Origin of the sequence: Peribacillus sp. NPDC046944, from assembly GCF_050272735.1 — a bacterium.
GTDB lineage: Bacteria > Bacillota > Bacilli > Bacillales > DSM-1321 > Peribacillus.
The window spans coordinates 527,693-541,595 of record NZ_JBNNML010000001.1; the positions used below are offsets into that span (position 1 = coordinate 527,693).

At 41.7% G+C, this 13,903-nt stretch carries 14 protein-coding genes and 2 pseudogenes; 8 read left to right on the top strand and 8 right to left on the bottom strand.

What is annotated here, in order from left to right; genetic code table 11:
• Positions 1–32 precede the first annotated feature (32 nt).
• Positions 33–821, bottom strand: a complete 789-nt coding sequence (locus ACQKIC_RS02715; protein ID WP_402957029.1) for an alpha/beta hydrolase family protein — start codon at positions 819–821, stop codon at positions 33–35.
• 180 nt (positions 822–1,001) lie between these two features.
• Between ACQKIC_RS02715 and ACQKIC_RS02720 the strand changes: the two are divergent.
• Positions 1,002–1,508: pseudogene (locus tag ACQKIC_RS02720) on the top strand (ABC transporter substrate-binding protein); the annotation flags it as partial.
• Between the two features lie 18 nt (positions 1,509–1,526).
• On the opposite strand, the gene ACQKIC_RS02725 reads toward ACQKIC_RS02720, so the two are convergent.
• The 3 genes from ACQKIC_RS02725 to ACQKIC_RS02735 form a co-directional block, all read right to left on the bottom strand.
• Positions 1,527–3,134 carry a recombinase family protein gene (locus ACQKIC_RS02725; RefSeq protein ID WP_427590952.1) on the bottom strand — a complete coding sequence of 536 codons (1,608 nt, stop codon included), beginning with the start codon at positions 3,132–3,134 and terminating at the stop codon, positions 1,527–1,529.
• 61 nt (positions 3,135–3,195) lie between these two features.
• A complete protein-coding gene (locus ACQKIC_RS02730; RefSeq protein WP_427590953.1) occupies positions 3,196–3,402 on the bottom strand; it encodes a hypothetical protein in 207 nt (68 codons plus the stop codon).
• A 152-nt stretch (positions 3,403–3,554) separates the two neighbouring features.
• Entirely contained in the window at positions 3,555–4,985 is a 1,431-nt protein-coding gene (locus ACQKIC_RS02735; protein ID WP_427590954.1) for a DHA2 family efflux MFS transporter permease subunit, read from the bottom strand.
• A 165-nt stretch (positions 4,986–5,150) separates the two neighbouring features.
• Here ACQKIC_RS02735 and ACQKIC_RS02740 point away from each other — a divergent pair, with 165 nt between their 5' ends.
• The 5 genes and pseudogenes from ACQKIC_RS02740 to ACQKIC_RS02760 all read left to right on the top strand — a co-directional run bounded on the left by ACQKIC_RS02740 (position 5,151) and on the right by ACQKIC_RS02760 (position 9,902).
• Positions 5,151–5,687, top strand: a complete 537-nt coding sequence (locus ACQKIC_RS02740; RefSeq protein WP_402957024.1) for a TetR/AcrR family transcriptional regulator — start codon at positions 5,151–5,153, stop codon at positions 5,685–5,687.
• A 510-nt stretch (positions 5,688–6,197) separates the two neighbouring features.
• Positions 6,198–7,697: a malate:quinone oxidoreductase gene (locus tag ACQKIC_RS02745; protein ID WP_402875147.1), complete on the top strand. Its 1,500-nt coding sequence runs from the start codon at positions 6,198–6,200 to the stop codon at positions 7,695–7,697.
• A 167-nt stretch (positions 7,698–7,864) separates the two neighbouring features.
• Positions 7,865–8,326, top strand: a pseudogene (locus ACQKIC_RS02750) (ABC transporter substrate-binding protein); the annotation flags it as partial.
• Between the two features lie 24 nt (positions 8,327–8,350).
• On the top strand, positions 8,351–9,121 hold the full coding sequence (locus ACQKIC_RS02755) for an ABC transporter ATP-binding protein (RefSeq protein WP_427590955.1): 771 nt from the start codon (positions 8,351–8,353) through the stop codon (positions 9,119–9,121).
• Positions 9,111–9,902, top strand: a complete 792-nt coding sequence (locus tag ACQKIC_RS02760) for an ABC transporter permease (protein WP_402875150.1) — start codon at positions 9,111–9,113, stop codon at positions 9,900–9,902. Before ACQKIC_RS02755 ends, ACQKIC_RS02760 begins: the two co-directional genes overlap by 11 nt.
• A 103-nt stretch (positions 9,903–10,005) precedes the next feature.
• Here ACQKIC_RS02760 and ACQKIC_RS02765 read toward each other — a convergent pair whose 3' ends face one another.
• The 3 genes from ACQKIC_RS02765 to ACQKIC_RS02775 all read right to left on the bottom strand — a co-directional run bounded on the left by ACQKIC_RS02765 (position 10,006) and on the right by ACQKIC_RS02775 (position 11,606).
• Positions 10,006–10,608 (bottom strand): hypothetical protein, encoded by a 603-nt coding sequence (locus tag ACQKIC_RS02765; protein WP_427590956.1) that lies wholly within the window; start codon positions 10,606–10,608, stop codon positions 10,006–10,008.
• A 94-nt stretch (positions 10,609–10,702) separates the two neighbouring features.
• Positions 10,703–11,164: an RNA deprotection pyrophosphohydrolase gene (ytkD, locus tag ACQKIC_RS02770; RefSeq protein WP_402875156.1), complete on the bottom strand. Its 462-nt coding sequence runs from the start codon at positions 11,162–11,164 to the stop codon at positions 10,703–10,705.
• A 97-nt stretch (positions 11,165–11,261) separates the two neighbouring features.
• Positions 11,262–11,606, bottom strand: a complete 345-nt coding sequence (locus tag ACQKIC_RS02775; protein WP_402875159.1) for a hydrolase — start codon at positions 11,604–11,606, stop codon at positions 11,262–11,264.
• Between the two features lie 241 nt (positions 11,607–11,847).
• Between ACQKIC_RS02775 and ACQKIC_RS02780 the strand changes: the two genes are divergently transcribed.
• Both ACQKIC_RS02780 and ACQKIC_RS02785 read left to right on the top strand, forming a co-directional pair.
• Positions 11,848–12,105: a DUF6154 family protein gene (locus ACQKIC_RS02780; RefSeq protein WP_402875161.1), complete on the top strand. Its 258-nt coding sequence runs from the start codon at positions 11,848–11,850 to the stop codon at positions 12,103–12,105.
• A 253-nt stretch (positions 12,106–12,358) separates the two neighbouring features.
• Positions 12,359–12,892, top strand: a complete 534-nt coding sequence (locus ACQKIC_RS02785; protein WP_427590957.1) for an isochorismatase family protein — start codon at positions 12,359–12,361, stop codon at positions 12,890–12,892.
• A 535-nt stretch (positions 12,893–13,427) separates the two neighbouring features.
• Here ACQKIC_RS02785 and ACQKIC_RS02790 read toward each other — a convergent pair.
• Positions 13,428–13,880, bottom strand: a complete 453-nt coding sequence (locus tag ACQKIC_RS02790; protein ID WP_402957014.1) for a GNAT family N-acetyltransferase — start codon at positions 13,878–13,880, stop codon at positions 13,428–13,430.
• Positions 13,881–13,903: the final 23 nt, after the last annotated feature.

Genomic DNA, 13,903 nt, shown 5'->3' on the forward strand with positions numbered 1-13,903 from the left:
TCCTCCTCTGGTCAATATACTTCATTCTACCATTATTCGGTTTTACTTTTCATCCAAGTTGTTAAATCTTCGACCACTTTTCGATTGACCGCAGGCGGAAAAAAATGCGTGAATTGTGGGAAATACCAACTTTCGACAGGCTTATCGTGGGCCTTCAACCTTTTTTCCAGTCGATAGGCGTGTTCCACCGATACATTATCATCCCTTTCCCCATGAATGATCAGAACCGGAACATTCAATTCCTCGATGGCAAACAACGGCGTCCTGTATTCATATTGCTCCGGGCATTTCTTAGGACTACCACCGATGACCCTCTTCATCATCCGCCGCATATCGACTCGTTCGACATACGTCATGAACATATCCGACACTCCACCCCATGTGACAAGGGACGCAGCCGTCTGACAATGGATCGCCGTCCATAGTGCCATGATGCCACCCCGGGAAAAGCCGAGGATATGAATATGCTCCTTATTCACCCGTGGATGCTGCTCCAACAGGTTAAAGCCTGCTATCGCATCGAACCGATCTTCTCCGGCAAAATCCTCGTCCCCCTCGCCGCCTTGGTTGCCCCTATAAAACGGGGCAAAGACGATGAACCCTTCTGCCGCATACTGGATGATACGTCCAGGCCTTACCTTGCCGACGTTTTTAATGCCACCCCGTAAATAAAGGAAAGCATCGTGAATGTCCCCATCCACCGGCTCAGCCAGTAATCCCTTTACCTTCAAACCTTGAGACATGTATGTGACTAAAAAAAGGTGAATGCCAGGATGTGGTGAAGGGAACCGTTGCTTTGAAATCATCCTTCCGTTCTCCATGTTCCGCTCCCCCTTTCTGTTTCCCTTATTGTAAAACATTCAATCGATTTTATCCCCTGTTAGGCATTCACCATTTTCCCACTCGTTCATACGATAAGATAGGCAAAATTCCTATATATCAAGGAGGAAGGTAAATTGAAGAAATGGTGTAAAGCGGGTGTCCTATTTTTACTTGTATGCATGCTAGTCATTCCCCTTGGGGCATGTGGTTCAAAGAAAGAAGAAACGACGAAGGTCCGTGTGGCCGAAGTGACACGCTCGCTTTTCTATACGCCGCAATATGTCGCGATTGAAAAAGGTTTTTTTGAAGAAGAAGGCCTAAAAATCGATTTAAAAACGACTGCTGGCGGCGATAAGACGATGACCACTCTACTGTCTGATGGTGCGGACATTGCACTCGTCGGATCGGAAACATCCATCTATGTCCAGGCGCAAGGGTCCAGTGACCCGGTCATTAACTTTGCCCAGCTAACGCAAACGGATGGGACCTTCCTTGTTTCACGTGAAAAGATTGAAAATTTTGAATGGGATATGTTGAAAGACTCCACCTTCCTCGGACAGCGTAAAGGCGGAATGCCGCAAATGGCGGGGGAATTTGTCTTGAAAAAACACAATATCGACCCGCAAAAAGATCTGACGCTCATTCAGAATATTGATTTTGCGAACATCGCGACCGCATTCGCATCCAGTAACAAAATGCATACTTCAAGGCGCCTCGCTATCAGGAAGTTCCTCCGTATTTTCATGTAAACATTCCCGAAGAGCTAAATTGAACGTAATCTGGACTTCATTTTTTCCAAAAACCACTTTATCCACAACCCTGGAAAGCATAGCCTTTTTCAAATCATTGTCCGCCTGATCGAATTCACTCTCCCACTGCTCAGCTAGATCGACATGCCTTGATGAGGCTTCTTTTTCCTTTTCGATATTTGCTTTCAATCCTGTCATACGTGCTGTATTTTCTGTTAACTTTTTCTCTACACTTCCCATGGCACCCGACAGTTGGTCCGGGGTGAATGCACTATCTCCCCCCAATGATTTGATGATTTCACCATGTAGCTTAGCCAATTGCTTCGTCAGAACCTGATGTTCCTTCTCCAGCTGCTTTAGGTTCCGCTCAAGCTGGGCTAGATGTGATGCCTTGTGAGAGGAGAGAGCGAAGTAGGAGCCCATATCCAGTTGAGACAGAACGGCCTTCACCCTTTTCATCACGATGGCATCGTATTTTCTGCCTTCCCATGTGCTGCTTACATGTTCGCCATTCATCCTGCCTTTATTGAGCGGGCACCTATAGCGATATATAACTTTGGCGGAGTGATCCTCCTTCCCCTTACTTTTGCGATACAAGTAGTTTCCACTCAACTTTGCCCCACAATACTGGCAATAGGCCAACCCCGAAAACATCAGCTTCCCTGCCAATGGGATGCCTTCCTTGTCTTGTTGGTATAATTTAGTGCTCCTTGCACTCCTGATCCGCTCCGCTTCCTTGAATACTTCATCCGGAATAATTCGTAACTTCTCATTATATGGCTGTGTATTTCCGTCTTCCCCATTAAAGCCTTTATAGCGTTTGTTCCCGATATAAATCGGGTTGGCCAAGATGCGCTGAATGGTACTTACCCCATATATGTTCCCGTCCCTATTTCGATAGCCTTTGTTGTTCAAGTAATCAACAATTTTTCGATACCCCATGTGTCGGTCCACGTATAAACTGAAGACCAGCTTTATCATGGCCGACTCTTCCTCATCCACCGCCAACTCTTTCAGGTGCCTGTCTTTGTTCTTCCAATGCACCCGGTCTGTTTCGAGGATTCTATAACCAATCGGGGCGGCCCCACCTTGAAAATAGCCTTGCTCACTTAGCTGCTTTTTAGCTTCTCGAACCCTCATAGAAGTTTTCTGGCTTTCCCCGTCGGATTGCCAGAAACTGATATAGTTCAACAGCTTGTCGATATGTGTTTCCGTGTTCCGCTTTCCTTCTTGCGTGGACCAGACCTCTACGGCATTTTGATTCAGGAAATTGACGATTAAAGGCGTTTCATCCTCCCGCCTCCCTAATCGGTCAAACATGAACACCAAAAGAACATCCAATTCCTTGTCCAGGGCCCCTTGTTTAATCGTATTCAGGGCATCCCTTTCGTCCGCTTTCTTCGACCAGCCCGAAACCCCTTTTTCTATTACTTCATGAGTGATGCGCCAATCCGGCCTATTTTTCACGAATTCTTGGCATGCGTTTTTTTGAATGGGAATATCATCATCCGTAGCCATCTGCTTCATGGTGGATACTCGATACAGGCACCAAACCCGTTTCATTTTCACACCCCTTTTTCCCTGTTTCATTCGGTTAAAATAAAACCCTCATTAAAACGGTGCTTCAAAACCATATCCCCCTAAAAAACGCTTTAAGCCCTTTTCTCGCCACCTCGTTCCTCGCCTCACTCTTAGCGAATTTCAAAGTCACCTTCACCTTATAATCGGAGATCTCCAACAAATGATCGTATTCTTCATCTGTTCTGTGCTGGTATTCCGTTGTGTCCCATACAATCAGTTTCCCTTCCCCTCCATTTGCTTCCTCTGTCATCGCCATCACCCCGTTGCCATGGATTCCTATAATCTATGGCCGTTGCGATGATAGTATTAATAGTCTTCTAATCACTACCCGTAGAATACTGGGGCAGAATGAGATTCATAAGGATAGAAAAAAGCCAGTACCCGAAAGTACTGGCTGACCAATTATGATGGTTGTTTAATCTTTGCTTTAGACGGAACAAACAGGGTTAACACGAACGCGATAATCGCTAGGATGGTCATGAAATAATAGGCATCACTCGAACCCAAAATCGAAGCTAGTGCGCGGATGGATTCACCTGTAGCATTTGGTGTATCCCCCAACAATATTTCCCCATGCTTTGTCGTTTGTGCCGTAAACACGGTAACGACAATAGCCGTTCCAATTGCCCCTGCAATTTGGCGAACCGTATTATTCACGGCTGTACCATGTGTCACTAGTGTTTTCGGTAAGGCATTCAAACCGGCCGTGTTTAATGGCATCGTAATAAAGCTCAATCCTATGCGAAGGAAAATGGTCCGCACCATCAAAAAGACGAAGGTCGTCGATTCGGTTAAATCTGTAACCACCCACATGGACGGAATGATGAAAATCAACCCGATGATGAATACCGGTTTCGCGCCTAAGCGGTCAAACAATTTCCCCGTGACCGGAGACATCAAGGCGTTGATGATAGCACCCGGCAATAATAATAAACCGGCGTCAAATGCAGTGAATCCTCGACCATTTTGTAAATAGATCGGCAATAGGATCATATCCGCATACATCATCATCGTAACGAAGATGTTAATGATGGAAGTTAGCGTAAATACTTTATTCTTAAAAACCGATAAGTTAAGGAACGGATCAGATGATTTTATTTGTCTCATACAGAAAATCGCTATCGTCACAATCCCTACAAGTATGGTCATTATGACAACCTTATCATCCCACCCATGGCTCCCGGCATTACTGAAGCCATATAGAATAAGACCAAATCCGATGGTTGATAAAATAACACTTGCTACATCCAACTTCACTTTTTCTGTTTCCGAAACATTGATTAAATATTTCACCGCTAATAATATGACGATCACGACAAATGGAATGATCCCGATGAATAACCAGCGCCATGAATAATATTCAATAACGAAACCGGCCAATGTCGGTGCAATGGCTGGAGCGAATATGATCGCCAGTCCCATCAACCCCATCATGCTTCCCCTTTTTTCTGGAGGGAAAATAAACATGACGACGCTCATTAGCAATGGCATAATAATTCCTGCCCCAATGGCCTGAATCATACGTCCCATCAGTAAAATAGCGAAATTCGGTGCTACCGCGCACAAAATAGAGCCAATTAATAAAAACAGCATCGAACTTATAAATAATTGGCGTGTAGAAAAACGTTTCATTAAATAGGCCGTAATCGGGATTAACACCCCATTCACCAACATAAACCCAGTGGATATCCACTGCACGGTTGTAGCAGATACAGAAAATACCTCCATTAAGTTACTTAGTGCAACGTTTAAAAGGGTTTGATTTAAAGTGGATAAAAAACACCCTAAAATCAACACGGTTAATAATACCTTTTTATTGATTGGTTCCGACATATTACCCCTCACTTCATTTGCTTTTTTAACACCTTGTCAATAAAATAGATAGTACCATTCATTTTTTTGGATGCCTATTCACAATTTGTTATGAAGTGTTAATTAAACAACAGATTTTTAAAAAATATTGAAGAAGTTCGAGATAATAGATGAAGGAGGTTTACGTTGTCGACACAAAAAAAGCAGGATCCCCGTGCCCTTCGCTCTAAGCGAATGATTAAAAAGGCCGTCACAGATATACTGATGGAAAACCCTGATATATCGAAGCTTACCGTACAAAAGATATCGGACCGCGCAGAGCTGAATCGTGCAACTTTTTATTTACACTTTGTCGATATTAATGATTTATTAAAACAGTTGGTCTATGATATTTTCGACGACTTATCGTCGGAATTGTCACCCATCCTGCAAATTGATAATTTGAATCATGAAGAGCAATTAATTACGTTTTTGGATTACTTTTATAAACACCGAAAGCTTTTTGCCGTGCTTTTTGCCCACCCGGGGTTCAAGAAAAAATTGCATATGATCTTAAAGGACTCCATTGCCATAAAACGTGTAAGGGACCGGACAAAGGAAGTAGCATTATCCATGGATATTCTCGCCTCCTCCATCTTGGGTGTCATCATGTGGTGGCTTAAAGATGGCGTTCATTTCAGTTCCGAATACATTGCCAACCAGATTATTGAACTTTATCGATAATCGAGTAGCAAACCAAATAATTAAAATGCTCTTTTTTTACATTTAATATGCATTCTTTTCATTAAAAGGTGTAAAATAAATATCGACCGGATTTATCAAACAATACAGTCCCATATTTCGTCTTTATTCACGTTCTCCATTACTTTCCTTCTATAAGAAATTCGGGCGGAAAATCCAATTGGATAAACTTTTTCTGAGAGTGTTTTTAAGATATAATGGAGATAATGTATAAATGGTAGGTCATGTTTCATTGGTTTTACCTATTGGTATTGGGTTTATGCTCATAACCAAAGCAGCGATATAATTTACGTTCACTACTTCACATCATCTATATTTTAACGATATAGTATTATTGGCTATTTTAATCTATTAAAAAAAGCAATACAGTATGATATGCTTATAATAAAGACAGGAATGATGTGTGACCAGGTCACGCCTTGGCTTATTGTGACGCCTAAGCAGGACCACCTACATCCTTTCTGCAAATTTTAGGGTATAAGGATGGTAATGATGAGCAACGGAGAAATCAAAACAGACGTCATCTTAATTGGTGCCGGGATCATGAGCGCGACTTTGGGGACAATGCTTAAAGAACTAGTACCGGAATGGGAAATCAAGGTGTTCGAAAAGCTTGAAAGCGCGGGGGAAGAAAGCTCTAACGAGTGGAATAATGCGGGGACAGGTCATGCAGCACTGTGTGAACTTAATTACACAACTGAAAAACCAGATGGCTCTATTGATATTAGCAAGGCCCTTAAAATTAACGAACAATTTCAACTTTCAACTCAGTTTTGGTCTTATCTTGTAAAGAACAAGCTGATAAATAATCCACAAGACTTCATCACGTCATTGCCACATATGAGCATGGTTCAAGGGGAAGAAAATATTGCGTTCTTAAAGAAACGTTTTAAAGCGCTATCTGAAAGCCCTCTATTCCAAGGGATGGAATTTTCTGAAGACCCTGCAAAATTAAAGGAATGGATTCCACTTATCATGGAAAACCGTCCATCGAATGACCGCATTGCGGCCACTAAAATCGACTCTGGAACAGATGTTAACTTTGGTGCCTTGTCGCGTATGTTATTTGACCACTTAGAAAATAAAAATGTAGATATTAAATATAAACATTCTGTTGATAACATTAAACGGGCTAACGACGGTTCTTGGGAATTGAAAGTTCGTAACGCCAAGGGTAATGTTGAACGCCATAATGCTAAATTCGTCTTCATCGGCGGCGGGGGCGGAAGCTTGCACTTACTGCAAAAATCCGGTATCCCTGAAGGAAAGCATATTGGTGGATTCCCTGTCAGCGGGATCTTCATGGTATGTAATAATCCAGAAATCATCGAGCAACATCATGCCAAAGTATACGGAAAAGCTAAAGTTGGTGCGCCACCAATGTCTGTTCCGCATCTTGACACACGATTCATCGATAATAAAAAATCATTGCTATTCGGACCGTTTGCCGGCTTCTCACCGAAGTTCCTGAAAACTGGTTCCATGTTTGATTTAATCACTTCCGTCAAACCGAATAATGTCTTGACAATGTTATCAGCAGGCGCAAAAGAATTGCCTTTGACTAAATATCTGGTTCAGCAACTTATGTTATCGAAAGAACAACGCGTTGAAGAATTACGTGAATTCATCCCTAACGCTAAAGTTGAAGATTGGGATTTGGTCGTAGCTGGACAACGTGTTCAAGTTATCAAAGATACGGATAAAGGAAAAGGGACGCTTCAATTTGGTACGGAAGTCATTACAGGGGCTGACGGTTCGATTGCCGCGTTATTGGGTGCATCACCAGGTGCTTCAACAGCCGTTCATGTTATGCTTCAAATCATCGACAAATGCTTCCCTGAACAGAAGCAAGAATGGGAACCGAAACTTAAAGAAATGATTCCGTCTTACGGCATTTCCTTGAAAGATAACCCAGACGTTCTTGAAGAAGTTCATGCTTCTACAGCAGAAGTACTTGGTTTACACAAAAAAAAAGAAAAAGCCTATAATTAATATTCGATAACCTTCAATCTGAAAAGGATTGAAGGTTTTTTTATTCATTTTAACTCAAACCTCTCCCCCTCTATTTATACCGCCAAACTGGAAATCATGACATAGACCATAAAAATAGACTCACTAATCTTCCCATACCATGATTTGTATGTATCTTGTTATCCATTGCCTTCGCATCCGGAACCGGTGATTTCGTCCAATTGTTTGAACCGACTGCCAGTGTGTTCGAGAAAGAAGGCAAGGGCCATATTGTCGCTTCCTTTGGTGCAGAGTCCGGTCATCTTCCCTATACCACCTTTATGGCCAAGGAAAGTTATCTGAAGGACGATAAAGAGACCGTAGAGAAATTTACTCGAGCCTTGAAGAAGGCACAGGATTGGGTGCAGGAAAATGATGCAGCAGAAGTCGCCAAAGTGATCCAACCATTCTTCGATGATATCGACGTTGAAACGATGGAGACCGTTATCGACCGTTACAAGGAGCAAGGTTCCTTTGCACCGGATCCGATTCTGGATGAAGAAGAATGGAATAACTTGCAGGATATCATGGACGAAGCCGGTGAATTGCCTACACGCATCAGCCATGATGAGCTTGTCAATACGGACTTTGCAAAAGAAGTCACCAAATAAGGTACAGAGTAAGGAGGATGTCTCATGGGATTTTTGACGATCGAAGACATTCACCACACGTATTTTTCAAATCAGGCGGCCCAAACCGCACTTGGGGGCATTTCTCTCGATATTGAAAAAGGTGAATTCGTCTCTTTTCTTGGCCCGAGCGGTTGCGGGAAAACGACCCTGCTTTCCATCATCGCCGGACTGTTTCCACCCACCTCTGGGAAAATCCTGCTCGAGAACGAACCGCTTGGGACGGATCATGATTTCCCGATTGGCTATATGCTTCAGCAGGATTACCTCTTTCCATGGAAGACGATAGATGAAAATGTTACGTTGGGGTTACGCCTATTGAAGAAAAATGAAGGATTGGAACGGGTCAAAGCGTTGAAGTTATTAAATGAGGTGGGGTTGGCCGGATCTGAAAAGTCGTTTCCACGCGAACTCTCAGGTGGAATGAGGCAACGTGCAGCCCTGGCCCGGACACTCGCCGTTGACCCGAAGATCCTGCTTCTTGATGAACCGTTTTCCGCCCTGGATTATCAAACGAAACTGAAACTGGAGGACCTTGTATCGGAAACACTGAAATCGTTCGGAAAGACTGCTGTCCTTGTGACCCATGATATCGGTGAAGCGATTGCGATGAGTGACCGGATCTATTTGTTCGCTGCGAAACCGGGTAAAATCCATAAGACATTCGATGTGCCCATGGAACTGCGTGAACTGACACCTTTCCATGCCCGTAATCATCCAGAGTACACCGCGTTATTCCAAACAATTTGGAAGGAGCTTGAAAGTCTTGAATATTGAACAGCTTCATGGCCAATATAAAGCCTCGTTGAAAAAAGAAAAAAAGCTGGTCCGTGTTTATCAGCTCCTCATTTTCATCGTCTTTTTCAGTGGGTGGGAGTTGTTTTCACGGATGAAATGGATCGATCCGCTCATCTTCAGTTCCCCTTCGAAAGTCTGGCAGTTATTTTTAACGAAAGTGGCTGATGGTTCCCTGCTCTCCCATTCGGGCGTGACGCTATTTGAAACCGTACTCGGCTTTCTTATCGGAACACTGCTTGGGACGGTGCTCGCATCCGTGCTTTGGTGGTCTCCTAGACTATCCAATATCCTTGATCCCTATCTCGTCATTTTAAATGCGATGCCAAAAGTGGCCCTTGGTCCCATCATCATCGTCGCATTCGGTCCCGGCTTCCCTTCAATTATTTCCATGGGAGCGATCATTTCCATCATCATCACCACGATTGTCGTCTATACCGCATTTCGGGAAGTCGACCCAAACTACCTGAAAGTCCTTCAAACATTTGGTGCCACACGGTTACAGTCGTTCCGGGAAGCCATATTACCCGCTTCCTTTCCAACCATCATCTCCACCTTGAAAGTGAACGTGGGACTCTCATGGGTGGGTGTCATCGTCGGAGAATTCCTTGTTTCGGCAAAAGGGCTCGGCTACCTAATCATCTATGGATTCCAAGTCTTCAATTTCACCCTCGTGATGCTTGCCTTGATGATCATCGCCGTCTTCGCAACCATCATGTACCAGCTTGTCGAACTGCTTGAACGAAAATTGATCAAGGACTGACCTAGCTGCTGATCGTAAATCGGCAGTTTTTTTATGTAAGTATTCCTTTTGTCACGATAGGCAAAAACAGCATGTGCCTGTAACGGGCCATGCTGTTTTACAATCAATAATTGGTTTTTCTCTTTTTTTGGACGTACTTTTTAACGAGCTTCATTTTCCCGGTTTTAGATAAGGAATATCTTTTCACGTCCCAAGTATCCGTATATTTTTCAGCATTCGGTTCTTTACCTGGATCCCAATTTTTCTTCATTCTTTCTATTGCCACTTCAATCGTATTAGCAGAAAGGAACTTCGTGTCTAATCCTGCTCCACTTGTATATCCTTTTTTCAAAAAGACTTTGCCATTAGAATGGACACCCACGACGGACGTTCTTGCACCGCCGCCAGCGATTTCCGTATAATACAGGAACGTATCCTTCTCTTTTGTTTCTGTATATTGCATATATCCAAATGTGCTCGATAAATATTTCAAGCTCCACACTTTCTTTTTCCCTTTTTTAATAAAAGGCGTATAGTTCCATTCATCTCTTTCTTCTATTCCCACGCTCAACCCATTTTTTAGCTTTTTGGAAAATTCACCTGTTCCACTATCATTCATATGTACGGGATAGACCTTCGCCTTTGCTTTTGCTGAGGTATGCGTTAACGGAAAGACCAGACTAAACATGAACAGGACAATCAATAGTAATGTACCTTTTTTCCTCAATTCACTCACTCCATAACTAGGTATTTATATCCATTACTATTTTACCACTTATTGTCGTAAAAAAAACAGCCTGCTGACTGTCTCTTTGCTCATGTCATCCTTCCATCATGCTTTGAAGCCGTTCCAGGCTCAGCGGCAGGATTTCGTCTTTCATGATAAAACTGTACTCCTTCCCTGGGACGTCCGGCAGCTTAGCCAAAAGGAGCGGTCCGTCCGTCTCCAGATAATCCTTTTTGCTTTCCAGACCACCTAGCTCGGCGAAATAGATGGATTTAATGAACGGTTTTATGGGATCATGGACCTTGTATTGCCCTAAAAAAATCAACTCGTTCACCAATCCGCCTGTTTCTTCATACACTTCACGCTTGGCTGCCCCTTCAATCGTTTCTCCATCCTCCCGCTTGCCACCTGGAAATTCCAACCCGCGCTTCCGGTGTTTCGTCAATACCCACTTGCCACTGTATCGGCATATGACAAATACATGATAGGCATCCCCGAAAGCCTCATCATGTGAAAACTCGACCATATATCCATTTTCGTCTATAAAGCTTTTCATATTTCCCACAACCAATCCTTATTTCACCCATTTCTCTCCATTTGAGTTATACTTATTATAAGATAAAAAAATGAGAATGTAGCAAAAAAGATGACCTCTAATATTCGAGGCCATCATCTGTCCGCTTTGCCTGCAGAATACCCATGCTTTCGATATGCCGCTTGCCTTCTTCTGTTCCTAGCATATAGATCATTTCATAAATCTTTTGAAGCGTGACATCCTGTTCATCATTTTCACGGTCATAATGATATTGTAAATACGGTACGTGGGCACGATAAAAATTATCTTCCCCTACTGAATAATTGTAATCGAACAATTCCCGAAGCTGGATGATTTCATTATCCGTTGCCTCGATTTCAAAATTCCATGGAGAACTTTCCCGGTCCTGCGTGATTTGCCCGTTTGGGATGTATACGTAATACTTTTTCCTTGTTTCTTCCATTCGTCATCATCCTTTCCCTAACTCCTACGCTTATTTTCTCACCAGATTCCACCTTCATACGATGGAAAAATTTGTTTGCACAAATGGGAAAGATGTTAAATAATAGATTAAAGTATCTTTCAAAGGGTAAAACATATAATAAGCCCAAGCATCCTACAGATTTTTATATGCATCATGAGGTTTTTTTGATAACCTACATATAAAGAGATAACGGATTTTCAAGAAATGTGAGGTGAAAGTTATGAAGTTGATTGAAGAATTGTACAACATGTACCGTAATAAATTGACTGGTGATGAAGAAGACATTGATATGCTAACCTTTGCTGTCCTGGAACAATTGGACCGCAAGGAAATTTTCGAATTGCTTCAAGAGATGGATGACCAAGAACTAACCGATCTTATGGGCCTTTACATTATTGAAACGTTAAAAGGAAAATTCGCACAAAATAGTTTAAATGATACGAAACCTACTCACTTTTCACCAAGGAATATACATTAATTACATACCATATTAGGCGTCCCGCATCTTGGGACGCCTTTCTTTTTGTTGTCTGTTAAAAGGGTTACCCTTATTTATTGCCGAAGTTCGCTAAAAATTGTCATACAACGGCTTGTACTTCCTCTAATTTTTCCGGTTTTAATAGGCTAATCATCTTAGGGATAAACTCTTGATTTAGGGGAAACTAGATAGAATATTACCTCATTTTAAAAAAGCATTAGAAAGGAACAATCCAGAATGAGCGGGGATGTTTATGAACACGGAAAAAAACACGGCATTACTTATAATTGATCTTCAGATAGGATCATTTTTGAAGGAAAAACTGATATATAAAGGAGATGAATTATTAAACAATATTCAATTTCTCATTTCAAAAGCCCGTATTGAGCAGATCCCCATTTTTTTCACGAAACACAATGGTAAAGCGGGGACCCTTAATCAGAAAGGAAATCGTGGATGGGAAGTTCATCCGTCGATCCCTCTTTTTAAAGAGGACGTTATCATTGAAAAAGATTTTCCTGATTCCTTCCAACAAACGGATCTTCAGCAACAATTAGTAAACAAAAAAATCAGTCGAATTATTATAACAGGGATTCAATCGGAAGTTTGTGTAGATGCTACTTGTCGTCGTGCATATAGCCTAGGTTATGAAGTGATTCTTGCAGAGGATGGTCATAGCACATACGACTCTAACATTTTAAACGCTTCTCAAATTATCAATCACCATAACGATATACATGCTCAATGGTTTGCAAATGTACAAAAAACGAAAGATATTTTCTTGTAGGTATTTCACAGTCAGCAATTTGAGTAAAGAAAATGTGAATAAAAGCTTTACAAAAAAAATCAGTTCATTTAATACTTTGTCTAAGCTTGGATATTAGGTTTTTGTATGCCTTCCTTTTTTATTTCTGAAGGAAGGCATACAAAAACAAGAGTTCTTATAAAAAAAACGTTATACCTGTACATTGCTCAGGTCTTCGGTAAGGACCATTATGTGAACATATTGGTCCTTTTTTGATGTTATTTCGATTCTTTTTTTTAGATATACATAGCAGAGAACAACTAAAGCTGGAACTATACTAGGAAGGAAACGGACGACAAAGTGAAGAGGCATAAATGTTGTTACATCAACGTTTATGCCTCTTCACTTTTTTCAATTCGGGCTCCCCCCTTTTTGGACAGCCCCTTTTTTTGATAATCTTCATTATTGAAACAAATAGAGCTGAAAAAGTGTTATATAACGATTAAAATGTCTATTTAGATAATTTGCTATCATTTTGATTGTAGATTCTCTCTTAAAAAAATTCGATCATTTCGATTCAACATATCTTCATCGTCATTAACACTCTAGACTCACTTGTCGTATAACCATTTTTCGTGAAAAACATCTCCGGTTTTCCTTCGCCTCTCTCAGTCGATAAATAGGCCGAATCAACTTTTTTCTCTGCTAAGATTTCCGTCAAATAGTTTAACAAGTTTGTGCCAATAGCTGTTTGTTGAATGCTACCACACACACAAATCTCGTTTATATAGTAGCTCTTGTTATCAGCCCATTGCCCTTCATTTCCAACTAAAAATCCAATTAATTGTTCCTCGGAATTATAATAACCGATTCCTATGTATCCAGGAGTCCTGCTTATGTCCAACAAGCGTTTGTAAGAAGTCTTCACACTCCAAGGTTCATTCCAAAGATTGGAACTAAAAACGCTGGTGAACAGTTTTGCTGCTTCCTCTAAATCCGTATCTGTTAATAACCGAATATTGCGTTCCATCGAAGACCCTCCTAATTTCCTCA